The sequence below is a fragment of the Streptomyces sp. ISL-66 genome (assembly GCF_018614135.1).
In the GTDB taxonomy this organism is placed as follows: domain Bacteria; phylum Actinomycetota; class Actinomycetes; order Streptomycetales; family Streptomycetaceae; genus Streptomyces.
Map to the genome: position 1 here is coordinate 1 of NZ_JAGGOW010000057.1, position 24,171 is coordinate 24,171.

Genomic DNA, 24,171 nt, shown 5'->3' on the forward strand with positions numbered 1-24,171 from the left:
GGCGCCGTCGGACCGGGCGCCGGAACGCCCGCCGTCGGACCGGCTGGTGCCGGACCGGCTGGTGCGCGGGCCGGTTCACCGGCGCCCGCGCGGGGCGGGCGGTGAGCGGTGAACGCCCCGCGCAGTCTCGTCGTACGCCTCGACAGTGCCGGGGACGTCCTGCTGGCCGGACCTGCCGTACGGGCCGTGGCGGCCGGTTCCAGCCACACCACGCTGCTCTGCGGGCCGCTCGGCGTGCCTGCGGCGCAGCTGCTGCCCGGTGTGGACCAGGTCCTGGTCTACGAGGCCCCCTGGGTGGGGCTGGAGCCGGGCCGGACCTCGCGGGAGGAGTGCGAACTGCTGGTGGACGCCCTGGCCGCCGGCCGGTTCGACCGCGCCGTGATCCTCGTCTCCCACCACCAGAGCCCGCTCCCGGCGGCCCTGCTGCTCGCGCTCGCGGGAATCGAGCGGGTCGCGGCGGACTGCGAGGAGTATCCGGGCTCCCTGCTCGAACTGCGCCACCACCGGCTGCCGGACCGGCACGAGGCGGAGGCCGCGCTCGACCTGGTGCGGGATTTCGGATTCCCCCTGCCCGCCGGCGACGACGGCGGGCTGCGGGTGTCCTCACCACCCGACACGACGCGGCTGACGGGTCCGGAGCCGTACGTCGTGCTGCACCCGGGGGCCGCGGTGAAGGCCAGGGCGTGGAGCGCGGCCCGGTCCGCCCGCGCCGCGGCCGCCATGCACGAGGCGGGTCACCGGGTGGTGGTCACCGGCAGTCATGCGGAGAAGGAACTGACCGCCGAGGTGGCGGGCCGCCACGGCCTGGACCTGGGCGGTGTCACCCGGGACATGCGCGAGCTGGCGGGTGTCCTGGCGGGTGCGCGGGTCGTGGTGGCGGGCAATACGGGGCCCATGCACCTGGCCGCCGCCGTGGGCACGCCCGTGGTCTGTCTGTTCGCACCCGTCGTGCCCGCGGGACGGTGGCGGCCGTACCGCGTGCCGCACGTGCTGCTCGGCGATCAACAGGCCGCCTGCGCGGCCACCAGAGCGCGGGTGTGCCCGACGGCGGGACATCCCTGTCTGGACTCCGTGGGGGACGACGAGGTACTGACGGCCGTGGCCGGGCTCCTCGCCGACATGCCGGAGAACGGGGGCCCCACCCGCCCGCCGCAGCCGAGCGGATCCCGTAGAGGAGCAACCGTATGAACATCCTGCTGTGGCACGTCCACGGTTCCTGGACCACCGCCTTCGTCCAGGGTCCGCACACCTACCTCGTACCCGTCACCCCCGACCGGGGGCCCGACGGGCTGGGCCGCGCACGTACCTTCAGCTGGCCCGAGTCGGTGCGCGAGGTGACCCCTGCCGAACTCGCGGACGCCGCCGTGGACCTCGTCATCCTGCAACGGCCCCACGAAGCGGAACTGGCCGAGCGCTGGCTGGGCCGCCGCCCGGGCCGTGACGTCCCCGCCGTGTACCTGGAGCACAACGCGCCGGACGGCGCCGTACCGCTGACACGCCACCCGTGCGCCGACCGCGACGATCTGACGATCGTCCACGTGACCCACTTCAACCGGCTGTTCTGGGACAGCGGCAGGACGCGCGCCGAGGTCATCGAACACGGCATCGTCGATCCCGGCCACCTCTACACGGGCGCCCTCCCCCGCGCGGCCGTGGTCGTCAACGAGCCGATCAGGCGCGGCCGTTACACCGGCACCGATCTGCTGCCCGAGCTGTCCCGGGCCGTTCCGCTGGACGTCTTCGGCATGCGCACCCAGGGCGTGGGCGAGCAGCTGGGGCTGTCAGAGGACCGGTGCCGGGCGTACGAGCTGCCCCAACGCGACCTGCACAGGGCGATGGCCGAACGCCGCCTGTACCTGCACCCGGTGCGCTGGACGTCACTGGGACTTTCCCTGCTGGAAGCCATGCACCTGGGCATGCCCGTCGTGGCCCTGGCCGCCACGGAGGCGGTCGAAGCGGTCCCGCCCGGGACCGGGATCCTGTCCACCCGGCCCGAGGTGCTGGCCCGGGCGGCCCTCCACTACCTCAACGAACCGCAAGCGGCCGCCGAGGACGGCGCGCGTGCCCGCCAGTGCGCCCTCGAAAGGTACGGGCTCAAACGCTTCTTGGACGACTGGGAGCGCCTGATGACGGAGGTACGGTCATGAAATCCCCCGCTGCCCTCCCGTCGCGGTCGCCCGTCCGGCGTCGGCCCCTGTCGTTGGCCCTGGTCTCCGAACACGCGAGCCCCCTCGCAACACTCGGCGGCGTCGACGCCGGCGGCCAGAACGTGCACGTCGCCTGTCTCGCCGGGGCGCTGGCCGACCGTGGCCACCGCGTGACGGTGTACACCCGGCGGGATGCCCGGGACCTGCCGGAAAGCAGTCGGCTGCGCCCGGGCGTGACGGTCCACCACGTGCCGGCCGGTCCGGCGGAACACCTGCCCAAGGACGAACTACTGCCGCACATGCCGGAGTTCGCCCACTACCTGGTGCGTCACTGGCAGCAGACCCGCAGGCCCGACCTGGTGCACTCCCACTTCTGGATGTCGGGGCTCGCCTCGCTGGCGGCGGCTCGGGAGCTGCGGCTGCCGATGCTGCACACCTACCACGCGCTGGGAACCGTCAAGAGGCGCCATCAAGGTGCCGCCGACCCCAGTCCGCCGTCGCGCATCGGCTGCGAGCGGGAGGTCGGCTTCGGCTGCGACCGGGTGGTCGCCACCTGCCGCGACGAGGTCACCGAACTCGCCCGCATGGGCATTCCCGGGGGCAAGGCCGACGTCGTGCCGTGCGGAGTGGACGTCGAGCGGTTCCGGCCGGACGGGCCCGCCGCCGAGCGCGGGACGGCCCATCGCTACCGGCTGCTCCAGCTGGGGCGGCTGGTCCCCCGCAAGGGCGCGGCGCTGTCCGTCGCCGCGCTGGCGCACCTGCCGGAGGCGGAGCTCGTCATCGCGGGCGGGCCGCCCGCCGAACAGCTCGACCGGGACCCCGAGGTACGCAGGCTGCGCGCCATCGCGGAGGGCGCCGGGGTCGCCGACCGCGTCCGCTTCCTCGGCGCCGTGCCCTGCGAGGAGGTGCCGGCCCTGCTGCGCAGTGCCGACGTCGTGCTGTGCCCGGCGGACTACGAGCCGTTCGGCATCGTGCCGCTGGAAGCCATGGCCTGCGGCCGGCCGGTCGTGGCCAGTGCCGTCGGGGGGCAGCTGGACACCGTGGCCGACCGGGAGACGGGGCGGCTGGTCCCGCCCGGCGACTTCCCCGCGCTGGCGGCGGCAGTGGCCGAACTGCTGGCCGACGAGGGTCTGCGCCGGGAGTACGGCGCGGCCGGGCGCCGCCGGGTGCTCAGCCGGTACGGCTGGGCGCAGGTCGCCGCGGCGACGGAGCGGTCCTACCGCTCCGCGCTCGCCGGGCGGCTCGCCTTGGCCGCGGCGCCCTGATCCCGCCTCCGGCCGGGCCCCTGTGCCCGTGTGCCATCCCGTCCGATGGCCGCTGCCGGCCGGTCGCCCCGACCGGCCGGCAGCCCCGTAGCACCGCAGCACCGCAGCCCCCGCAGTACCGATGCCCGAAGGAGGTGGGGAGCGGACCTCCCCCGGGAGCGACCGCCCCGACGCCCATGAGCCAATTCTCCGTACACGCAGGAGCCCACCAGCACTGCCAGTCGCTCGAGGACGCACTGCGCCGGATGCGCGGCCACAGCCTGGACCAGCTCGCCCGCTGGGGCCACCGGCTCGCCGCGGTACTGCCCGCGGGCGGCCGGCTGCTCGCCGCCGGCAACGGCGGCAGCGCGGCCCAGGCACAGCATCTGACCGCGGAGCTCGTCGGCCGCTACCTCCACGAGCGCCCCGCCTACTCGGCGATCGCCCTGCACGCGGAGACGTCCAGCGTCACTGCCATCGGCAACGACTACGGGTTCGACCAGGTCTTCGCCCGGCAGGTGGCGGCGCACGGGCGGGACGGGGACGTCCTGCTCCTCCTGTCGACCTCGGGGCGGAGCACCAACCTGCTGTCCGCCGCGATGACGGCCCGCGCGGCGGGCGTGGAGGTCTGGGCCCTGACCGGCGCCTCCCCCAATCCGCTCGCGGAGGCCGCCGACGAGTCCTTGTGCATCGACGCGGCCACCACCGCGACCGTGCAGGAGGCCCATCTGGTGGCGGTGCACCTGCTGTGCGAGTCCTTCGACGCGGCCCTCGCCGCGGCCGGGCCCGCCGCCGCGCGCAGGACGTCCCGGCCCCCGGTCCCCGCCGTCGTCAGGGGGACCTCGTGAACGGTTCCCAGCCGCTCGTCGTGATCGGCGACGTCCTGCTCGACCGGGACATCCAGGGGGTGGCGCACCGGCTCGCACCCGATGCTCCGGCGCCCGTGGTCGACGTGACCTCCGACCTGTCGCACCCCGGGGGCGCAGGGCTGGCCGCCTTCCTGGCCGCGCGGTCGGGCCGCGACGTCGTCCTGGTCACCGCGCTCGGCGAGGACGAGGCCAGTGACCGCGTGCGCGAGGCGCTGCGGGGCCGGGTCCGACTCGTCGAGCTCCCGCTGGACGGGACACTGCCGGTGAAGACCCGGGTGATGGCCGGTGGCCGCCCCTTGGTCCGGATCGACCGGGGCGGCGGCGAGGTGGGGGCCGCGACCGCCGCCGTACGCGAGGCGCTGGCGGGCGCGCACGCCGTCCTGGTGGCGGACTACGGCAGGGGCACGGCGGAAGCCGTACGGCAGGCGCTGGCCGAGGCGGCGCACCGCGTACCGCTGGTGTGGGACCCGCATCCGCGCGGCGGCCCGCCGGTGGCCGGGGCGCGTCTGGTGACGCCGAACGGGGCCGAGGCCGCCGCCCTGTGCCCGGACGACGGCGACTCCCTGGCGGCGCATGCCCGGCGGGGCGCCGACCTGGCGGAACGCTGGGGTGTCGCTTCGGTCGCCGTCACCCTCGGCGAGCGCGGGGTGCTCCTGACCCGGCCGCGGTCGGCGGCGCCCATGCTCGTACCGGCCCCGTACCGGGCCACGGGCGACCCCTGCGGAGCCGGCGACTGCTTCGCCGCCCTCGCGGCGGCCGCGCTCGCCGACGGGTCCCTTCCGGAGGAGGCGGTGCAGCACGCGGTGGCCGGGGCCGCCGCGTTCGTTGCGGCGGGCGGCGCGTCGGATCCGGGGCTCTGGGCGGCGCGGGCGGGAACGGCTCCGGCGCGGCCGGCGGGTGAGGACGCCTTCGCGGTGGCCGAGAGCGTACGGGCCCGGGGCGGCACCGTCGTCGCCACCGGCGGCTGCTTCGATCTGCTGCACGCGGGGCACGTGGGCCTGCTGGACAGCGCACGGCGGATCGGGGACTGCCTGATCGTCTGTGTGAACTCGGACGCGTCGCTACGGCGCTTGAAGGGACCGGGGCGGCCCCTGAACCCGCTGGAGGACCGGATGCGGGTCCTGGCGGCGCTCGGCAGCGTCGATGCCGTGGCCGCTTTCGAGGAGGACACGCCGGAGTCGCTGCTGCACGCCCTGCGACCGGACGTGTGGGTCAAGGGCGGAGACTATTCGGCCGATGCGCTCCCGGAGGCGCGGGTCCTGCGCGGCTGGGGCGGACAGGCCGTGGTGCTGCCCTACCTCGACGGCCGCTCGACCACCGGTCTCGCCCACCGCGCGGCGCGCGCCGCCCAGGGCACCGACGCGGCTCCCTGACGGCTCCCGCAGGAGGCCCGTTCCCGGCGCGAGCGGCCGGAACGGGCCGGCTTCACGCGCGACGGCCTCAGGCCGCGTACGGGCTTCCCGCCATGCGCCGGCCTGGCCGCGTACGGGCCTCAGGCCGCGGTGCCCAGTCCGGCCCGGACGGGCAGGACCGGCGCGGGTACCGGGGTCGGGATCACCGGACTGGGCTTTCGGCCGCGCAGGAGGTAGGCCACGGCAACGGTGACCGCGATGACCAGTCCGCCCGCCACCAGAGTGGCCCGTACGCCTGCCAGTTCCATCAGCAGTCCCAGCATCGGCGGCGCGGCCAGGCCCCACCCGGTCCGGATCGTGGACCAGGCTCCGAGCACCCGGCCCCGCATGCGGGCCGGCGGGTCCGTCTGCAGCACCGTGGACTGGGCGGTGTCCCCGACGGACTCGGCCACCGCCATCGGCAGGACCAGGACGAGGAGCACCGCGAGCGAGGGGGAAAGGCCGGCCAGCACCTGAAGCAGGGCGCCCGCGAAGGTCAGCAGGCCGACCAGGCGGACGCTGGGCTTGCGCAGCCGGGCGCCCAGGACGGCGCCGATGATCCCGCCGACGGCCAGGACGGTGGAGACCCTGCTGAAGGAACCCGCGTCACCGGCGAGGGGCCCGGTGACCAGGACCACCAGGGTGAGGGAGTAATTGCGGCCGAACAACGCGCTGATCGCGTTCAGCCCGGCGAGTGCGACCAGCCGGGGACGCCGCATGAAGAAGGCCAGTCCCTCCCGCGCGCTCAGGTTCTCCTCCGCGACGGGCTCGGCCACCGGTCCGGGGGCGGCTACCGCGGTCCCCGCGCCGTGCGGCTCGGCAGGGCGCGCCGCTCTGAGGAAGGGGATCACGCAGGCCACGAAGAAGAACGACATCCCGTTCGCCGCGTACGCCGCTGCCGTGCCCAGGAAGCCGACGGCCACTCCGGCGAGCGCCGCGCCGGTGAGCCGCCCGGCACTGTGGACGAGCGAGCCCACCCCGATGGCGGAGGGCACGTCCTGCGCACGGACGAGATCGTTGCCGAGCAGCGAGCAGGCCGGGCCGTCGACGGTGGCGATCAGACCGGTCACCGCGGCCAGTGCGAGCAGCACCGGGAGGTCGAGGCCGTCCAGGGCGACGAGCACGGCGGTCACCACGGCGACCAGGCCGAGCAGGGCCTGGCTCACGGCGGCGGTCACCTTGCGGGGCCAGCGGTCGACGGCCGCACCGCCGGCCAGGCCGAGCAGCAGGCCGGGCGCCGCCTGGATGGACACGGACAGTCCCGTCGCGGCGGCCGACCCGGTGATCTGCAGGACGAGCAGGTTCTGCACCGTCAGCTGCATCCACGTGCCCGCGTTGGACACGAAGTTGGCGACGGCCCACCACCGCATGCTGCGGTAGCGCAAGGACCGCCACGGCGAGCGGTCAGCCGTGGCGGTGGGGTCAGCGGTGGGGGCAGCGGTCGGGGGCAGGGCGGAGGAGGACGCGGAGACAGACACAGATGGGTACCAGGGGACTGAGCGCGAAGCGCACAAGGAGGCAGGGGGAACGGGACGGGCGCTCCGCAGCGCCGACGCGCCAACGGCGCCAGGCCCACGGGGGTGGGGGAGGAACGATCCCGCCGACCATCGTGGCAGACGCCCCGGCGCCCCGCTGTGACCTGACCGGCCGTCGGTGCGCGGGCGGAGCCCGTGCCCTTGGGCCGCCAGGGATCGGCGGCCTCCGGTGTGTTTGCTCACATCCCCGGCGCGCCCGCGCCGCACCGGCCTCGCGTGTGCCGCGGCCCACACGGTCGGCGGCGCATCGACGCGGTACCGCCCTGCGGCCTAACCCGGCGTGCCGAAGGCGCGGCCACCGGTGACAGTGGAGGCACCGTGGCCGCGCGGTGCGTCTGACGCGCTCCGGGCGAGCCGAAGCCGACGACGGAAGGCAGGCGGATGAGCAACCCGGCGTACGTGGACCTGCGGGACAAACAGGCGTTGGTGACCGGTGCGGCCCGCGGGCTGGGGGCCGCGATCGCCCGGCGGCTGGCCGCCGCGGGAGCCTCGGTGCTGGTGGCCGACGTGCGCCAGGACCTCGCGAAGGAGTTGTGCGAGGACATCATGGCGCAGGGCGGAAGCGCGCGGAGCATCACGATGGACGTCTGCGACCCTGGCGCCGTCGCGGACGTGTTCCGCGACGTGGACGAAGCCGGCCAGAGGGTCGACATCCTCGTCAACAATGCCGCCGTGGACGTCTCGAAGTCGGCCGAGCACCTCACCGCGGAAGAGGTCACCCGCGTGGTGAACACCAACCTCCTCGGGCCGATGTACCTGTGCCTGGAGGGCTACCGGCGCATGGTGTCCCAGGGCGGCGGCCACATCGTCAACATCCTCTCGACCGCGGCGAACCGGACCTGGACCGAGGCCGGCCCCTACGCGGCGAGCAAGTCCGGGCTGCGGGCGTTCACCCACACCCTGTTCAAGGAGGCGCAGCGCGACTGCGAGGGCATCGGCGTGACCGGGGTGATCGCCGGCGGCATGGAGACGGCGTTCATCCTGGAGCGGTTCCCCGACGCCGACGTGTCGATGCTCCAGAGCCCCGAGATCGTCGCCGACACGGTCCTGTACGCGCTGTCCGTCCCGGTCGGCAGCGCCCTCGCGGAGCTCGTGGTGGTGCCGCGGCGGGAACCGTCCTGGCCCTGAGACGGGGCGGGCGGGCAATGAGCGCCCAGGAACGAACCGCCCGCGGCCGGCCGGGGCACCACCCCGGTGGACCGTCCGGCCGACCGCGCGTCCTGGTCCTGCGGGCCTTGGGACTCGGGGACCTGCTCACCGTCGTGCCGTGCCTGCGGGCGCTGCGCAGGAGCAGGCCGGACTGCGACATCGTCCTGGCGGCGCCCGGCCGGCTGGCGCCCGTCGCCGCCGCCACCGGACTGGTGGACCGCGTACTGCCCACGACGGCGCCGGGCCGCGCCGTACCCGACGAGCTGGCCTGGGACGGTCCCCCGCCGGAGCTCGCCGTGGACCTGCACGGCAACGGGCCGGCCAGCCACCTGCTCCTCCAGCGCCTGCGGCCGCGCCGGCTCCTCTCCTACCGGCACGCGCAGACCTCCGACCTCCCCGGACCCGAGTGGCTCGCCGACGAGCACGAGCGGGAGCGGTGGTGCCGCTTGCTCGGCTGGTACGGGATCGAGGCCGACCCGGGAGACCTCGCGATCGCCCGACCTTCCCGCCCCTCACCCGCCCCGGGAGCCGTCGTCGTCCATCCCGGCGCCGACTCGGGCTCCCGCCGCTGGCCCGTCGAGCGGTTCGCCGCCGTGGCGCGGGCGCTGCGCCGCAGCGGCCAGCCGGTGGTCGTCACGGCGGGCGCGGGCGAGGGCGCGCTGGCCGGGCGGGTGGCCGAGGAGGCGGGGCTGCCACCGGGAGCAGTGGTCGGGGGCGCTGACGACGTGCCCTTCGCGGAGCTGTGCGCCCTCGTGGCCGACGCGCGCTGCGTCCTGGTCGGTGACACGGGTGTGGCTCACCTGGCGACGGCTCTGGGCACCGCTTCCGTCGTCCTCTTCGGCCCCGTGGCCCCCCGGCTGTGGGGCCCGCCCGCGCACGCGAGGCATCGGGTGTTGTGGCGCCCCGGTACGGGCGAGGACCCGTTGCGGCCCGGGGACGCGCACGCTCCCCTGCCCGACCCACGGCTTCTACGCATCACCGTCCAAGAGGTGGTCGAGGCGGTGCTCGGTCACTGCGCGTGAAGGGCGATCGCCTGCGGCCGGCCACGGGTGATCTCTCCCGAACCGGGCACGCGCCCGGACATGGGCCTACCCGTCTTCACAGGAGGAACATCGTGGAACAGAACAAGCCTGCGCCGGACCCGACGAGCGCGTATCCGCAGCCGGACTTCCCGGAACAGGAACAGGACCACCCGGGGCTCACCGCCCCCATGGACCCGCCGCCCGACCACGGCGAGGAGTCCTACCGTGGACACCGGCGCCTGCAGGACTTCAAGGCCGTCATCACCGGCGGCGACTCCGGCATCGGCCGGGCCGTCGCCCTCGCCTTCGCGCGGGAGGGGGCGGACGTCCTGTTCTCCCATCTCGCGGAAGAAGAGGAGGACGCCCGGGAGACCTCCCGGCTGATCGAGGAGGCCGGCCGCAAAGCAGTGGCCGTCGCCTGCGACATCCGCGAGGAGGCGCAGTGCAGGGCGCTCGTGGACCGGGCGCTCGACGCGTTCGGCCGCGTGGACGTACTGGTCAACAACGCCGCGTACCAGATGGCCCAGCCGGACGGAATCGCAGCGATCACCACGGAGCAGCTGGACCGGGTCGTACGCACGAACCTCTACGGCATGTTCTGGCTGTCCAAGATGTGCCTCCCGCACATGCCGTCCGGCGGAAGCATCATCAACACGACGTCCGTGCAGGCCTACAAACCCAGCCCTCCGCTGCTGGACTACGCCATGACGAAGGGCGCGATCGTCACCTTCACCCAGGGCCTGGCGCAGATGGTGGCCGAGGACGGCATCCGCGTCAACGCGGTGGCACCCGGACCCGTCTGGACGCCGCTGATTCCCGCGACCATGCCCGGCACCGCCGAGTTCGGGAAGCAGTCGCCCCTCGGGCGTCCGGCCCAGCCCGCCGAAATGGCCCCCGCCTACGTCTTCCTCGCCTCGCCGGAGGCGAGCTTCATCACGGCTGAGATCGTGAACGCCACGGGCGGGACGCCGTTGCCCTGATCCGCTTTCCCTGCCCTGATCCGCCTCCGTCGCCCTGATCCGCTTCCCTCGCCCGGTCCCCTACGCCGCAGCGTCGGGGGCCGAAGGCGGGCGGCCCGGCCGCGGGGCCGGGGCCGGGAACCATGCCCGTCAGGGACGCCGCCAGCTGTCGTCTCCCAGATGCGAGCCGGCCATCGGGCCCATGCGGAGCATGCCGCCGTCGACCGCCCAGGAGGCGCCGGTGACGTACGAGGCGTCCTCGCCGGTGAGGAAAGCGATGACGGCGGCGACCTCACGGGCGTCGCCGGGCCGCCCCAGCGGGACGCCCGGGCGCGACACGTGACGTACGTCCGTGTCCTCTTGGCCCGTCATGGGAGTGGCGATCTCCCCCGGAGCGACGGAGTTGACCGTGATGCCGTGCTCGGCCAGTTCCAGGGCCATCACCTGGGTGAGCAGCCCCAGGCCGCCTTTTGCCGCGCAGTAGGGGGCGGCCCCGACACGGGGTTGGTGCTCGTGCACGGAGGTGACGTTGACGATCCGGCCCCCGTCGCCCTGGGCGATCATGCGGCGGGCCGCGTGCTGGGAACAGAGGAACGGTCCGACGAGGTCGACGTCGAGCACGCTGCGGACCGTGTCGAGGTCCAGGTCGAGGAACGGCGTGGCCGTGCCGATCCCCGCGTTGTTCACCAGGACGTCGATGCGGCCGAGCTTCTCGGCGAGTTCGTCGATCACGTCGGCGGCCTCCGGCAGGCCGGTCAGGTCCAGCCGCGCGACGGCCGCCTGGCGTCCGCGGGCCCGGACCTCCATGGCCGTTTCCTCGGCGCCCTGCTCGTCGCTGTGCCAGGTGATCCCGACGTCCATGCCCGCCGCGGCCAGCCGTACGGCGGTGGCCCGGCCGATCCCCGAGTCCGCGGCGGTGACCACCGCGGCAGTGGGCCTGCGTCCCGAAACACTGAAACCGGTCATGGCATCGCCTTTCTCGAACCGCGGAGCGGGCCGCACCCGCCCAGGTCACCGGTGGCCGCTCCCGAGGACCGGCGTCTGCCCGGACCGCGGCCCGCCAACCCCCTCGTCCGCCATCGCGGCGCTTTCGCACCGGGGCGCCGGACCAGTGCGTACGGCGCAGTCCGGGTCCTCAATACGGGCCAACCGGGGCCGTCCGCGAGCAGCCGTGGAGTTTCCGGGGTAGACGGTTTCCCGGGCGGCACCGGCCGTCCGGGAAATCCGACGTGGAGGAGGAACGGGCTGTGGACGGGATCGTGCTGCTCAAGGAAGACCACAAGACGGTGGAGAAGCTGTTCAAGCAGTTCGAGAAGGCCGGTGACGACGCCACCGCCGAGAAGCGCAAGATCGCGGACCAGGTGATCCAGGAACTCACCACCCACACCTGGATCGAGGAGAAGATCTTCTATCCGGCGGCCCGCGAGGCCGCCCCCGACAGCAAGGACCACGTCCTCGAGAGCATCGAGGAGCACCACGTCGTGCTGTGGATGCTCGCCGAGCTCAAGGACCTCGACCCGAGCGACGAGCGGTTCGACGCCAAGATGACCGTCCTCATGGAGAACGTGCGCCACCACGTCGAGGAGGAGGAGAAGGAGTGGTTTCCCGACGTCCGCAAGGCCATGGGCCGCAACCGCCTCGCCGACCTCGGCGAACAGATGGAAGCGGCCAAGAAGCAATCCCCCCGTGATCCCCTCACGGTGCCCAGCGCCAACCAGTAGAACGCCGGGGGAGGGGGCAGGAGCCGGACGAGCCGGGCTGGGGAGGCGACGCACCGCGCGCCTTCGCACAGCCGGCCGCCGGGGCCGCGATCGAGCCGCCGGCGCGGCTGGCCCGTCCCCGTCGGGCGCTCCGTCCCCGGCGGGCAGCCCCCGTACCGGCGGCCTGACACACACCGCCGGGGCGGTGGGCGGGGCGAAGCCGCCGGTCGGAGGCTGCCGCTTTGGCGGGGCGGGGGGAGGATGAGGGGGATGGCAACACCGTGAAGCGAGGAACGGCCGGAACGATCGGACCTCCTCGGCCGAGTGGAGGAGGCCCGGCATGGTCGCGTACGAGGCGTTCCGCTCCGAGCCTGGCCCCGTGGGAGTGGTTCCGTCCGAGCCCGGCGGTCTGCTGGACGTGCTGAGTGTCGCCGCGGTGGTGCTGGACGCCGAGGGGCGGATCGCCTTGTGGAGCCCGCAGGCCCACGATCTGTTCGGCTGGTCCGCCAAGGAGGCGCTGGGCCGGTACGCGGCCAAGCTGCTGGTCGCCGAGGAGTACGTCGAGCTGGTCCTCGATCTGTTCGCCAAGGTCATGATCGGCGGCGGCGCCTGGGCCGGGGTGTTCCCCGTGCGGCACAAGGACGGCTCGACGAAGCTGGTGGAGTTCCGCAACATGCGGCTGCTGGACGAGCACGGGGGCGTGTACGCCCTGGGGATCGCCTGCGACGAGGCGGTTCTGCGCGGCGTGGAGCGCGACCTGGCGCTGTCGGTGCGGCTGGTGGCGCAGTCCCCGCTGGGGCTGGCGGTACTGGACACCGACCTGCGCTACGTCCTGGTCAATCCGGCGCTGGAGCGGATCCACGGCCTGCCCGCCGAGCAGCACCTGGGCCGGACCGTCCGGGAAGCGGTTCCGTTCCTGGACACCGACGTGCTCGAAGCCTCGATGCGCCAGGTCCTGGAAACCGGCGCACCGCTGCTGGACCAGTTCGCCACCGGGCACTCCCCCGCCGACCCCGACCAGGAACATGCCTGGTCGCGGTCGTACTACCGGCTGGAGGATTCACGCGAGCGGGTGATCGGGGTCGCCATGTCCGTGGTCGACGTCACCGACCGCCACCTCGCGGCCGCCGAGGCCGCCCAGGCCCGCCGGCGACTGGACCTGATCGCCCGGGCATCCGTTACCGTCGGCACCACCTTGGACCTGGAGTCCACCGCCCGCGAACTCGCCGATCTGGTCGTGGCCGAGCTCGCCGACGTCGCCACGGTCGACGTCCTCGAATCCGTCCTGGAAGGCAGCGCCGCGACTCCGGAGCGCGGGCCGGCGCCGGAACAGGCCCTCTTCAGGGCCCTGGCCATTGCGGCGGCCTACGAGACGGACGTCGTCCGCGCGGCGGACCCGGTGGGCGAGCGCGCCACGTATCCGGTCGACCGTATGGTCACGCGCTGCGTGGGCACCGGGCGTCCCGTCCTGGTGGCGCACGTCACGCGCCCGGATCTCGCGTACATCGCGCGGGACGAGGCCGCCGCAAAAGTCCTCGCCGAGGAGGGCGTGCACTCCTACCTGGCCGTACCGCTGATCGCCCGCGGCCAGGTCCTCGGGGTCCTCGGCCTCGTGCGCGCCCGCAATCCGCTGCCCTTCGACCACGACGACGTGACGCTGGCCGGCGAGCTGGCCGTCCGCGCCGCCATCGCCATCGACAACGCGCGCTGGTACCAGCACGCCGCCGACACCGCCCTGACCCTCCAGCGCCACCTCCTCCCCCACGCTCCACCCCGGGCCGCCGGTCTGCAGATCGCCTACCGGTACCAGCCCGCGGCGGCGGCGAGCGGCATCGGTGGCGACTGGTTCGACGCGATCCCCCAGACCAAGAACAGGACCGCCCTGGTCGTCGGCGACGTCATGGGTCACGGTGTCCACGCCGCTGCCACGATGGGGCAACTGCGCACGGCCACCCGCACCCTGGCCGGCCTCGGCCTCGACCCGGCCCGAGTGCTGCACCACCTCGACCACATCACTGCCGAACTGGACCAGACCATCGCGACCTGCGTCTACGTCACTTGGGATCCGCACCGCTCCCGCTGCCGCGTCGCCCTCGCCGGCCACCTGCCCCCCGTCGTCATCCACTCCGGGCAGCCCCCCGTACTGCTCGACCTCCCAGCCGGCGTGCCGCTCGGCGCAGGAGGCCTCGGCGGCGCCGAATTCGAGACCACCGTCCTCGACCTGTCCCCCGGCGACCGGCTGGTCCTGTACACCGACGGCCTCGTCGAAACCCGCGACGAGTCCCTGGACGACCGCCTCGACCTCCTCCTCAGCCTCCTGTCCGACCCAGGCCTCCCCCCGGAGGCGACCTGCGACCGCCTCCTGACGGCACTGCGCCACCCCGACGCCGCCGATGACGTAGCCCTCGTCCTCGCCCGCGTGCGACACCACCCGCTGGCGGACGCCGCCGACAGCCCAACCGGACCACCACCCGACCGCGGGCCCGCCGCGTAGCCGGTCCCGGCAGCGGCTCATGATCCGGCCCGTGCGGGGAACACGCCCGTCATCAACCGAAGGGGGCATGGACATGCTCGGCATCACCGCCGCAGTGCTGTTCTTCATCGCGTTCCTGATCAACGCGGCCGACATAGCCACCAACGACGTACTGAGCTCCACCAACTTCATGCTGATCGGTCTCGCCGCGCTCGCGCTGCACGTCGCCGGCATCGGCACCGGGTGGGCGTCCCGCGGACGGGGCCGCAGGCGCTGACATCTTCAAGCGGGGGCACGAGCACCACAGGGCCGCTCCGGCCCGTGCTCGGAGTGAGCGGTGGCCCGGCCCGAGGTCTGATCCCGGCAGGGCCGCCGGACTGGACGGGACAAGTCCGGTCTTCACCGGTCTTCAAGGGGGTTACCCGCCAAAGGTGAGCGCGACGACTCGGGTATCTCGGCCAAGCTGGCCGTACGCTCCCGCGCGCCCCCGCAGTGACGTTCCATCGGCCCGTACCGGGGCACCCGTGTGGTGCCGTTGGTTCGTCTACCGAGGAGAGCGCAAGATGACCAAGGTCCTCGTCCTGCACAGCGTCAGCCTGGTCCGGTCGGCACTTGCCGCCCTTCTGAGATCCGAAGAGTCCTTCGACGTCACATCGGCGGGCTGGCGGACCGCGGTACGCCAGGCCGAGTCCTTACGACCGGACGTGACGGTCGTCGACCTCGACTGTCCGGGGGCGACGGCCGTTCTGGCCGACGGCGGACGCAAGGACCGCCGGATCCTCGCGTCCCCGTCCTCGGTACTGGTGCTCGCCTCGATTGGCGCGCCCGGTTCGCTGCACCGGGCCTTCCGGGCCCAGGCCCTCGGCTACGTCGACAAGGACGGCTCGCCGGAACGGCTCGTACGGGCGGTCCAGAAGGTCGCCGCGGGGGAACGGTTCATCGACGCCTCGCTGGCCTCCGCCTTCATGGAGGCCGACCCCGTACCGCTGAGCCCCCGGGAACTCAGCGTGCTGGCCCGGGCCGCGGAGGGCGATTCCATCGCCGAGATCGCCCGCGCACTGAACCTGGCGAGCGGGACGGTGCGCAACTACACGGCCGCGGCCACCCGCAAGACCGGCGCACGCAATCTCATCGACGCGATCCGGATATCCCGGCGGGAGGGCTGGGTCTGATCCACGGCCGACCGCTGACGGTCACGGCGCCGCGTCACCCGTCCTCGGGCCGGTTCCACTCCCCCACCAGATCGCGGTACAAGGGTGATCCGGCCGGGAGGTCCGCGTGCGTGCCGCACACGGCGCGCGTCCCGTCGAGGACGAGGACCCGGTCGGCGCGGGCCGCGGAGGAGATGCGGTGGGCCACGACGACGAGGGTGCCGGGCCGGTCCGCGAGGGCCCGTTCGGCACGCTCCTCGGTCCGGGGGTCCAGGTGGCAGGTGGCCTCGTCGAGCAGGAGCAGCGGGGCCGGCGAGAGGTAGGCGGCGGCGAGGGCGAGGTGCTGGCCCTCGCCCCGGGACAGCAGCCGGGGGGACACCTGGGCGTCCAGGCCGCCCAGCCGCTCCACGAGGCCTTCCAGTCCCAGGATGCCGACGACGCGCAGCACCTGGGCGTCCCCCGGGACGGGGCCGCCCGGCCGGGCGGCCAGGTGGGTGAGATTGTCCCGTACCGTGCCGGTGAACACGTAGGCCTGCTGCGGCAGAAGGGTCCGCCGCGGGTCGGGTCCCGCGGCACCGGGTTCCCGCCGTGCGGCGGCGCCGGCGACGAGGACCGTGCCCGCGCCGGGTGACAGCATTCCCGCGAGCAGTGCGGTGAGCGTGGACTTTCCGATGCCGCTCGGCCCGACGACGGCGAGGTGCTCCCCCGGCCGCACCACCAGGTCGAGTGCGTCGAGCACGGGCGCCGCGCCGGGGCCGTAGGCGAAGCTGACGCCCCGGAGTTCCACCGCGGCGGCGGTCCGCCGGCCGGTGTGTACGGGCATGTGTACGGGTGCCCCCGACGTCGCCCCGCTGCCGCTGTCCTCGGCTGCCGGCGGCGGATCGCAGAAGCGCTCCAGGACCACCAGCAGGCGGGTGCCGGCGGATCCCACGGCCGTCATCAGGGTGCTCAGTGCGGGAAGCAAGGCCTGCACCAGGTACGTGAGACCCCCGGCCAGCGTCCCGGCGGTGATTCCGCGTCCGAGCAGCCAGGGCGTCGCGGCGAGCAGGGCGATCACCGGCAGCCGGCCCGCCGTGCCCAGCGCCAGGGTGCGCAGGGCCGTCCAGCGCGCGAGCCGGCGGGCCAGCCGCTCCTGGGCTGCTATGAAGGGCTCCACCCGGGCCCGCGCCGCCGCCTGTCCGCCGCAGGCGACGATGTCGCGCAGCCCCTCACCGACCGCCCCCACCCGGTCCGACAGCGCCTCGTCGGTGTCCAGCGACCGGCGTTGTACGGACGCCATGGGGCGGAGCGTCGCCAGGAAGGCGGCCGCGCCGAGCAGCAGCGGGGGCAGCACGATCAGCAGCAGCACGGGAGCCAGGGCCGCCATGCCCGCGAAGGCCCCCACGGCGGTGAACACGAACGAACGGGTCGTCAGGACCAGCCCGGCGAAGGAGTCCCGGGCCATTTCCGTCTGCTGGGTCAGCCGGGCCACCGCGCCCGCGCCGGGCGCGCGCGCCGGGTCGGCGACCGCGCGGTCCAGTGCCTGTCGCACGGCCCGCCGCACCAGGCCGTCCCGCAGCGGCTCGACGAGGTCCGCGAGTCCGGCGAACACACCGCGCAGCGCGAATCCCCCGAGCAGTGCTCCGGCTCCGGCCGCGGCCAGCCAGGTGAGACCGGTGGTGGTACGGCCGGCCAGGAAGCCGTCGTCGAGGGCGCGGGCCACGCCGTAGCCGCCGAGGAAGGTGTGCGCTGATTCCAGGAGCGACCATGCCGCGAGCCGGCCCAGGGCGCCCTTGCGGCCGCGCAGGAACCGCCGGGCCTCGGGGGCCACCCGGCGCCAGGTCTCGCCCTCGGTCACCGCGCCGCCTCCCGGTTCCCCCGGTTGCCCCCGGACGGCCGGTGGTCGTCCGCTTCCGCAACCGCGGGGGCTCGCGCGGCCGCCTCCTCGCCGGCTCCCGTCTTCGCGTCCGCGGCGAACACCGCCCGATAGGCGGGGTCGTTGCGCCACAGCTCGCCGTGGGTGCCGGTCGCCCGTACCCGGCCGTCCTCCAGCCATACGACGAGGTCGGCGCGGACGGCGGACGAGAGGCGGTGCGCGACCACGATCCGGGTGCCGGGCCGCACGTCGCGGGCGAGCGCCCGCTCGACCTCGCGGGCCGTGACGGTGTCGAGGCTGGAGGTGGCGTCGTCCAGCACGAGGAGCCGGCCCGCATGGCAGAACGCCCTGGCCAGCCCGATGCGTTGGACCTCACCGCCGGACATCGGGGCTTCGGCGAGGCGCGTGCCGAAGCCGTGGGGCAGGCGCCGTACGAACGCGTCCGCGCCCGCGGCACGGGCTGCGGCGCGGACCGCTTCGCGGCCGGGGTACGGACCTGCGCCGAAGCCGATCGCGTCGCCGACCGTGTCCCCGAGCAGCACCGGCCGGTCGAAGGCGTACCCGACCTCGCGGCGCAGCGCTTCGGCGGTCACCTCCCGCAGGGGTACGCCGTCCAGCAGCACTCGGCCCGCGTCGGGGTCGGTGAGCCGGCCGGCCACGGCGGCGAACAGGGTCTTGCCGGCGCCCGACCGGCCCACCACCGCCACCGTGGTGCCGCCGGGGATCACCAGGCTGACGTCGCGCAGGACCGTCGATCCGCCGCGAACGACCCGGACGTCGCGCAGTTCCAAGGTGCCGGGGCCGCCTTCCGGCAGCTCCGCCCGGCCGTGGCCGAGTACCGGCAGGACCAGCAGGGCGGCGGTCCGCCGGGCGGCGGCCCGGCCGCGGGCCACCGCCGCCAGCCCTCCGGTCACCGCGCCGACTCCGGCCGCGAGGCCCGCGTACCTCGACGCGGCGAGGAGTTCACCGACTCCGATGGCCCCGGCCGACAGACGGATGCCGCCGACGGCGAGCACCGCGTAGAAGAGCATCGGCATGAGGGCCGCCGACCGGGCCGTCGTACTGCCGTAGACCTGCCACATGCGCCGCCCCTCGGTGCCGAGCTCGGGCAACTGCGCCAGGATCCGGGCACGTTCGCGGACCGCACTGCCGGCGGCGGCGATGGTGCGGGCACCGGCGAGCGCCTCGACGAGGCGGCCGGCGGTCGCGAGCTGCACCTGCTGGTAACGGGCGACGCTGGTGAGGGTGTCGCGGGAGAAGGCCCGCAGCAGGAGCACCAGCAGCGGAACGCCCACGAGGAAGGCGAGCGCCGTCCACAGGTCGATGAGGAGGAGCGCGGCCACCGCACCGAGCGGCGCCAGCAGGGCTGCGACGGCGTGCGCGACGGCGGCCGGTACCTTTCCGGCCTCGGCCGCGTGGGCCGTCAGCCGGGCGGCGGTTTCGCCGGGTGCGTGGCCGGCCGCGTGGTGCGGGGCGGTCCGCAGCAGCCGGGCGAGCCCGAGCCTGCGCAGCCGGGCGGTGGAGCGGCCGTCCACCTCTCCGGTCAGCCGCGCGGCGGCGGCGTCCAGTGCCACTTCGGCCGCGATGACCCCGGCGCACAGCACCGTCCAGGCGGGGCCCGACGGGTCGTGGCGGAGCAGCAGGTCGAGGGTGTGGCCGAGGACCGCGGGTTCGGCGAGCGCCGCCCCGGCGGCCGCCACCGCGCAGCCGAGGACGGCGGCGGTGCGCCCGCCACTGTGCCGGGCCGCTGCCCGGAGCGCCCGGTCGGCGGCGTGGGCGACGTCCTGCGGCTGCGCGGTGTCGGCCGCCGGGGCGGGGGCTCTCATCGGCGGATGCCTCCAGGGGTGTGGTGCGGGCCCGGGCGGCGAACCGCCCGGGCCCGAGGTGACCTGATCAGTTACAGGTCGTGATGCTCAGGCTGCTGTCGCCGCAGAGCAGCAGGCTGGCCCGGCTTCCGCCGCCCGTCATGCCGACCTCCGCGGTCTCTTCCTTCGGGGTCTCCATCGACTGCAGGTCGAGAAGGGTCATGTCAGTTCCTCTTCTGTCGGGTGGTGCCATGGGTCACGGCCCCGGGTGGGGCCGGCTCTGGGGCCGCCGCGCGTTCGCGCAGCGGCGGGAGGAACGGCAGGTGCGCGCGCCCGCCGGGCGCCGCGCTGCCGAGGGCGAGGAGAGCGCCGGCCGTGCCCGTGGAGAGGTCCATGGACAGGCGCATCATCTGCTCGCCGGGGAAGGCCAGATGCCCCTGGTACGGCACGGCGTGCCGGGCCAGTGCGTCGATCTGGCGGGCGACGGCCTCGGGTCCCGTCCCCGGGCCCGGCGTCGTGGTCCGGGCCAGGTGGAGGATCATCCCGGCGGCGCCGCGCATCAGCCCGGGCTGGGCGTAGAAGGTCGCCTGCGCCGCCCGTACGATCTCGCGCCGGGCCTGTTCGAAGCGCTCGTCCGGGCCGTGCTCCAGCCAGTCGTCGATCACCATGCCGATGCCGACGCTGCCCTCGCCGAGGTACGGCATCGTGCGCCAGCCCTCGTTCACCTGGAGGGTGCCGTACGCACTGGTGACGCAGCGGTCGAGGTCGCGGTGGAGCGCCCGGGCGGCCTGGGTCAGGAGTTCCTTGTCGCCGGTGCGTTCGTAGAGCCGCAGGAAGAGCAGAGCGGGGCCGGAGTCGCCGTACAGCAGGCCCCCGCGGGCGGGGCGGTGCTCGGGGCGGGCGAGCAGCTCGGCGCAGCGCAGGGCCGCCGTGTGCAGTTCGCCCTCGCCGCCGGCGGTGCCGAGCGCGTCCAGGGCCAGGCCGATGCCGGCGAGTCCGCCGTGCAGGTCGGGGCCAGCGCTCTCCCAGGGCTGGTGGAGCAGCTGTTCGGCGAGGTCGAGGGCCCGGCCCTGGTGTCCGAGCCGGTGCAGGGTCCAGGCCGTGCCGGCCAGGCCGTCGTAGAAGCCGAGCGGGGTGCCGGACAGCGGTTGCCCGGTCCGGTCGAGCAGCCATTCCTCCGCCTCGGGCCAGGGTCCGCCGCCGGTCTCGGCGAGGGCGTGGAGCACTCCGGCGATCCCGTAGCCGAAGCCGATTCCTCCGCCGGCGGTGGCGAACTGGGCGATGTCGCCCGGGACGAAGCGGTCCTCGCGCTCCGGGGTGGCGCTCGCGCGCAGCGCGGCGGTCATCGACGTACGGGCGGCGGGCCAATCCCGCGGCTCGACGGGCAGGTACGGTACGGCCGACGCGGGCGGGTGACCGCCCGGTGAGCGCTGCGGGACTCCGGCCATGATCTCCTCGACGGCTTCGTCGAGGAACTGCCGTGGGACGGGGAACTGTTCGGCGATGACCGCCGCCAGATGGGCGGCCTTGGCCCGGTCGAGGACGAACAGGCTGGTCAACGGGAGGAAGAGGGCGAGCCGCAGGCAGGCGAGGGCGTAGCGGTCGCCGGAGAAGCCGCGCCGCTCGGCCGGGGCGACGAAGCCGGGGTTGGCGACGGTCTGCCGCAGCCCCTCGTCGACGTGCGCGGCGGCTTCGAAGTCCAGCAGTGAGACGGAGGGGTCGCCGGTCTCGTCGTCGGCCACCATGATGTTGAAGAGGTGGAGGTCGTTGAAGACCACGCCGCGGGCGTGCACGGCGTCGAGGGCCTCGGTGACCTTCCGGTGGATGGTGAGGGCCCACTCGGTGTACGAGGCGAGCTCCGCCGGGTCGGGGTCCGCTTCGATCAGCGGGTGGCGGCGGGCGAAGTAGGTGTTGAGCGGTTTGCCCGCGAGGTGTTCCAGCACCAGGAAGTGGTGGTCACCGACCGTGAACCTGCCGCGGACCGCGGGGACGCAGTCCAGCCCCGCCAGCCTTTCCAGCGCGACCTGCTCGCGGTGCAGCCGGGTCACGGCATCGGCTCCGTCGGCGGCGAGGCCCGCGTACGGCCGGGCCTCCTTGAGGACGACGGACTCGCCGGTACGGGTGTCCTTGCCCACGTAGACGCCCCCGCCGTTGGAGAAGTGCAGCGCCCGCTCCACCGTGAAGGGGAGGCCGGCCAGGGTGAGCGCGGAGCGCGCTTCGAGGTGCGGCTTCAGGAACCCGGGCAGTTCGAGCCACTCGGGCGGCTGGAAGGCCGGTCCCCGGCGGTCCGGTACGAGCCGTCCGTCGGGGGCCTCGATCGCCGGGACCAACTCGCCGCGCTCGTCGTAGCAGTGCCGCAGGGTGAAGCTGCCGTAGCGGAGGTGGACCGGTCCGGCGCCCCAGCGCAGATCGCTGAGCACGTACGGGCCGGCCGCGCCGGCCAGGGCGGCGTCGAGGTCCTCCGCGATCCGCCGGCACTGCTGCTCGTCGGCCGGGTAGACGGTGATGAACTTCCCGCTCGCCGCGCGGTCCGCGTACTTGGCGTTGCGCAGGTGCAGCAGGTACCGGCTCGGGACGAACTTGAAGGCGACGCGTCGGGCGGTGCAGTACTCGTACACCGTCGTCAGCAGCGATTCGGCGTTGTCGAGCGTGGCCGAGACGTGGATCTTCCAGCCCTGGGCGGGCAGTTCGGCATCGTCGGGACGCAGCGCGAGCCAGTCGCCGCTCCGGTGGGAACGCCATCCCGGCGGGACGGGGGCGAGGGCGGTCGGGTAGTCCTCACCGGCCCGCCGGTACGGCGCGTCGTAGAACCACCGGTCGGCGTCGCAGAAGGCGGCGTATCCCTTGTTCACACCTGCTCCCTCGGTCGGTTGCAGTCCCGACCGTGTCACGCCCCGCGGATGCGGCGACAGTCACCGCTGTCACCGACGGGGTGTGCAGTACGCACGAGTCACTTGTCACCACGATCCGCTTTCCGCTCCGATTCCGGCAGGGCTTGCCCATCCCCTCCAGAAGGGGATCTCAGGGAATCGGTTCGGGCCGTGTGGTGGTCGGACGGGTGGGGTTGATTGTGATGACCGGCCGCATATGCCACGGACAGCGGACTTCTACGTTGTGGCCACACCCGACGTCCCCGCAGGCCCCCTGGAAGTGGTTCACATGGCCGGCGAAGCGACCAGGGGCGCAAACCGCCTGCACGGCCTGCTGACTCAGATCCATCCGTCGTTGGAGCGAGTGCTGGGGCCGCGGTTGCAGCACCCGGCCGTTCTCACCCTGTTGGAGAAGTTCGGGTCCCCGGCTCAGATCCGCAAGGCCGGTCGGCGGCGGCTAGTCACTCCTTGACCAGCGCAAGCTGCCGGCCGGGCGGATCGAGGAAGTGCTGGAGGCCCACCCTTTTCGAAGGCCCTGATCTCGACGCCGGGAGTCGGCGTCATGACCGGTGCCCGCATCCTGATCGAGGTCGGCGGCGGCAGCACCTTCCCAGCCACGTCGCCGCCTACGCCGGACTCGCCCCCGCGACTCGCAGGTCGGGGTCCGCGCGGAACCTGGAGGATCGTCCGAGGATCGGGCACCGGCGACCTGGCCAACGCCCAGGGAAGCGGAACAAACACCACCACGACCACCCCGACATTCGAGAACTACGGCAACTTCGGGGGAAGGTTCGACTGCTGAGACGTGCGACCGGCTACGGACCGGGAGCCTCCCTGTTCGCGCGTGACCGGCGGACGGTGCGGCTGTTCAGCCGAAGTAGTGGTCCTTGTCCAGGTCTTCGAAGAGTCCCCGCTGTGTCGGCCGCCATCCCTTCATCTCGCGGGGACGGGCGAAGCCACTGCCCAGCGCATCGGACTCGTCTGGACAGACGTCGTGGATCCGGTGTCTCTTCCCGCGCGCCCCGATATAGACCAGGCGTCTGCTGCCCGGCCAGCCGCTCGCCCGGGCTGCCAGGTCCCGGAGGGTTTCGTGGCGTCTACCAGCGACCGGTGTCATCACACATCAGCGCCCCAGGTTGGCTCATCCAGCCGTGATCAACGGAGTGGACGTCATCGTCTGCAGCCAGGATGCGGAGGGGGATCGCGTCTTCTTCCGGGATGTCCTCGGATATCCGCACATCGACGCTGGTCAGGGCTGCCCCATCTTCGAGCTGCCGCCCAATGAGGTGGCGGTACATCCCGGCGGCGGCTCGCCACACGAGTTGTTCCCGATGTGAGACGGCCTCGAAGCAACTGTGGACCAAGCTGCCACGGTGCTGAATGTCCGTGGTGATCATCTGATCTCCTTCCCCTCGGGGCGCTGGGCCTCGGAGTCACCATCCTGGCGCGGCGCTGCCTGGTACCGGTGCGCGGCGCGCTGGAGCTCGGCCTCGGCCGTGCGGAGCGGGTCGGGGTTGCACCGGAAGACGGCTGAAATGTTGGCTGGTCGCCTGGGAGGGGGCAGTATGAGGGTGCTCGGGGAATGTTGATCGAAGGGCACCTCATGTCCAGGAAACCGAAGCCGTCCCAGCCCTCACACGGCGAGGGACCGAGCCGGCACCCAGGCACCGAGCAGCACGGCTGGTCGCCGGACGTCGATAGCACGCATACGCAGGACAACCCGAGCGCACGCCGTTCTTTCCATCCGGACGAGCATGCCCCGGACGCCGGCCCGGGCCGTACGGTCTCGAAGGAGGAGACGAAGGGAACCGGCGCACGTACCGGCGAGAGCATCAGCCGCAGCGGCGAGGATCTCGCGAAGAAGGGCGAGGCCGAGGGCATGCACGATCTCGGCCCTAGAGGCCGCTCCCAGCGACCCAGCGGCACCCGGGATGCCTCCGCCGTGACGGGAGTGGACCCGCAGGAGCCTCACAGTAAGCACCGCAAGGGCAGGTAGGCTCC

At 73.8% G+C, this 24,171-nt stretch carries 20 protein-coding genes and 1 pseudogene; 14 read left to right on the forward strand and 7 right to left on the reverse strand.

Going from position 1 to position 24,171, the window contains the following annotated elements:
• The first annotated feature begins 108 nt into the window (after window positions 1–108).
• The 5 genes from J7E97_RS12215 to rfaE2 all read left to right on the forward strand — a co-directional run bounded on the left by J7E97_RS12215 (window position 109) and on the right by rfaE2 (window position 5,633).
• Window positions 109–1,188 (forward strand): glycosyltransferase family 9 protein, encoded by a 1,080-nt coding sequence (locus tag J7E97_RS12215; protein ID WP_215025762.1) that lies wholly within the window; start codon window positions 109–111, stop codon window positions 1,186–1,188.
• Window positions 1,185–2,147: a glycosyltransferase gene (locus J7E97_RS12220; RefSeq protein ID WP_215025764.1), complete on the forward strand. Its 963-nt coding sequence runs from the start codon at window positions 1,185–1,187 to the stop codon at window positions 2,145–2,147. The genes J7E97_RS12215 and J7E97_RS12220 overlap by 4 nt, the downstream gene beginning before the upstream one ends.
• Window positions 2,144–3,412 (forward strand): glycosyltransferase, encoded by a 1,269-nt coding sequence (locus J7E97_RS12225; RefSeq protein WP_215025766.1) that lies wholly within the window; start codon window positions 2,144–2,146, stop codon window positions 3,410–3,412. The genes J7E97_RS12220 and J7E97_RS12225 overlap by 4 nt, the downstream gene beginning before the upstream one ends.
• Before the next feature lie 176 nt (window positions 3,413–3,588).
• Window positions 3,589–4,239 (forward strand): SIS domain-containing protein, encoded by a 651-nt coding sequence (locus tag J7E97_RS12230; RefSeq protein ID WP_215025768.1) that lies wholly within the window; start codon window positions 3,589–3,591, stop codon window positions 4,237–4,239.
• Window positions 4,236–5,633 (forward strand): D-glycero-beta-D-manno-heptose 1-phosphate adenylyltransferase, encoded by a 1,398-nt coding sequence (gene rfaE2, locus J7E97_RS12235; RefSeq protein ID WP_215025770.1) that lies wholly within the window; start codon window positions 4,236–4,238, stop codon window positions 5,631–5,633. Before J7E97_RS12230 ends, rfaE2 begins: the two co-directional genes overlap by 4 nt.
• Window positions 5,634–5,752: 119 nt before the next feature.
• On the opposite strand, the gene J7E97_RS12240 is transcribed toward rfaE2, so the two are convergent.
• Window positions 5,753–7,021 (reverse strand): MFS transporter, encoded by a 1,269-nt coding sequence (locus tag J7E97_RS12240; RefSeq protein WP_251054324.1) that lies wholly within the window; start codon window positions 7,019–7,021, stop codon window positions 5,753–5,755.
• Window positions 7,022–7,567: 546 nt separating this feature from the next.
• Here J7E97_RS12240 and J7E97_RS12245 point away from each other — a divergent pair.
• The 3 genes from J7E97_RS12245 (at window position 7,568) to J7E97_RS12255 (ending at window position 10,337) form a co-directional block, all read left to right on the forward strand.
• Window positions 7,568–8,314, forward strand: coding sequence for an SDR family oxidoreductase (locus J7E97_RS12245; protein ID WP_215025772.1), 747 nt, complete (start codon window positions 7,568–7,570; stop codon window positions 8,312–8,314).
• 17 nt (window positions 8,315–8,331) lie between these two features.
• Window positions 8,332–9,357, forward strand: a complete 1,026-nt coding sequence (locus tag J7E97_RS12250) for a glycosyltransferase family 9 protein (RefSeq protein WP_215025774.1) — start codon at window positions 8,332–8,334, stop codon at window positions 9,355–9,357.
• Window positions 9,358–9,449: 92 nt separating this feature from the next.
• Complete coding sequence (locus tag J7E97_RS12255; protein ID WP_374224139.1) at window positions 9,450–10,337, forward strand: SDR family oxidoreductase; 888 nt, start codon at window positions 9,450–9,452, stop codon at window positions 10,335–10,337.
• A 129-nt stretch (window positions 10,338–10,466) separates the two neighbouring features.
• Here J7E97_RS12255 and J7E97_RS12260 read toward each other — a convergent pair whose 3' ends face one another.
• On the reverse strand, window positions 10,467–11,282 hold the full coding sequence (locus J7E97_RS12260; protein WP_215025777.1) for an SDR family oxidoreductase: 816 nt from the start codon (window positions 11,280–11,282) through the stop codon (window positions 10,467–10,469).
• Window positions 11,283–11,563: 281 nt separating this feature from the next.
• Here J7E97_RS12260 and J7E97_RS12265 point away from each other — a divergent pair, with 281 nt between their 5' ends.
• The 4 genes from J7E97_RS12265 to J7E97_RS12280 all read left to right on the forward strand — a co-directional run bounded on the left by J7E97_RS12265 (window position 11,564) and on the right by J7E97_RS12280 (window position 15,661).
• Complete coding sequence (locus tag J7E97_RS12265; protein WP_215025779.1) at window positions 11,564–12,037, forward strand: hemerythrin domain-containing protein; 474 nt, start codon at window positions 11,564–11,566, stop codon at window positions 12,035–12,037.
• Between the two features lie 319 nt (window positions 12,038–12,356).
• The gene (locus J7E97_RS12270) at window positions 12,357–14,510 is read left to right on the forward strand and encodes a SpoIIE family protein phosphatase (RefSeq protein WP_215025781.1); all 2,154 of its coding nucleotides are present in this window, start codon (window positions 12,357–12,359) and stop codon (window positions 14,508–14,510) included.
• A gap of 73 nt (window positions 14,511–14,583) precedes the next feature.
• Window positions 14,584–14,766, forward strand: a complete 183-nt coding sequence (locus J7E97_RS12275; protein ID WP_215025783.1) for a hypothetical protein — start codon at window positions 14,584–14,586, stop codon at window positions 14,764–14,766.
• Window positions 14,767–15,052: 286 nt separating this feature from the next.
• Window positions 15,053–15,661, forward strand: coding sequence for a response regulator transcription factor (locus J7E97_RS12280; protein ID WP_215025784.1), 609 nt, complete (start codon window positions 15,053–15,055; stop codon window positions 15,659–15,661).
• A 34-nt stretch (window positions 15,662–15,695) separates the two neighbouring features.
• On the opposite strand, the gene J7E97_RS12285 is transcribed toward J7E97_RS12280, so the two are convergent.
• From J7E97_RS12285 to lanKC, 4 genes are all read right to left on the reverse strand, one after another.
• Complete coding sequence (locus J7E97_RS12285; protein WP_308346474.1) at window positions 15,696–17,477, reverse strand: ABC transporter ATP-binding protein; 1,782 nt, start codon at window positions 17,475–17,477, stop codon at window positions 15,696–15,698.
• The gene (locus tag J7E97_RS12290; RefSeq protein WP_251054325.1) at window positions 17,474–19,321 is read right to left on the reverse strand and encodes an ABC transporter ATP-binding protein; all 1,848 of its coding nucleotides are present in this window, start codon (window positions 19,319–19,321) and stop codon (window positions 17,474–17,476) included. Before J7E97_RS12290 ends, J7E97_RS12285 begins: the two co-directional genes overlap by 4 nt.
• A 67-nt stretch (window positions 19,322–19,388) precedes the next feature.
• Window positions 19,389–19,523: a SapB/AmfS family lanthipeptide gene (locus tag J7E97_RS12295; RefSeq protein ID WP_215025788.1), complete on the reverse strand. Its 135-nt coding sequence runs from the start codon at window positions 19,521–19,523 to the stop codon at window positions 19,389–19,391.
• A 1-nt stretch (window position 19,524) separates the two neighbouring features.
• The gene (gene lanKC, locus J7E97_RS12300; RefSeq protein WP_215025790.1) at window positions 19,525–22,152 is read right to left on the reverse strand and encodes a class III lanthionine synthetase LanKC; all 2,628 of its coding nucleotides are present in this window, start codon (window positions 22,150–22,152) and stop codon (window positions 19,525–19,527) included.
• Window positions 22,153–22,459: 307 nt separating this feature from the next.
• Between lanKC and J7E97_RS35740 the strand changes: the two are divergent.
• Window positions 22,460–22,878: pseudogene (locus tag J7E97_RS35740) on the forward strand (transposase); the annotation flags it as partial.
• A 389-nt stretch (window positions 22,879–23,267) separates the two neighbouring features.
• Here J7E97_RS35740 and J7E97_RS12305 read toward each other — a convergent pair.
• A complete protein-coding gene (locus J7E97_RS12305) occupies window positions 23,268–23,567 on the reverse strand; it encodes a hypothetical protein (RefSeq protein ID WP_215025792.1) in 300 nt (99 codons plus the stop codon).
• 206 nt (window positions 23,568–23,773) lie between these two features.
• On the opposite strand from J7E97_RS12305, the gene J7E97_RS12310 reads away from it, so the two are divergent.
• Window positions 23,774–24,166: a hypothetical protein gene (locus J7E97_RS12310; protein ID WP_215025888.1), complete on the forward strand. Its 393-nt coding sequence runs from the start codon at window positions 23,774–23,776 to the stop codon at window positions 24,164–24,166.
• The last annotated feature ends 5 nt before the right edge of the window (window positions 24,167–24,171 follow it).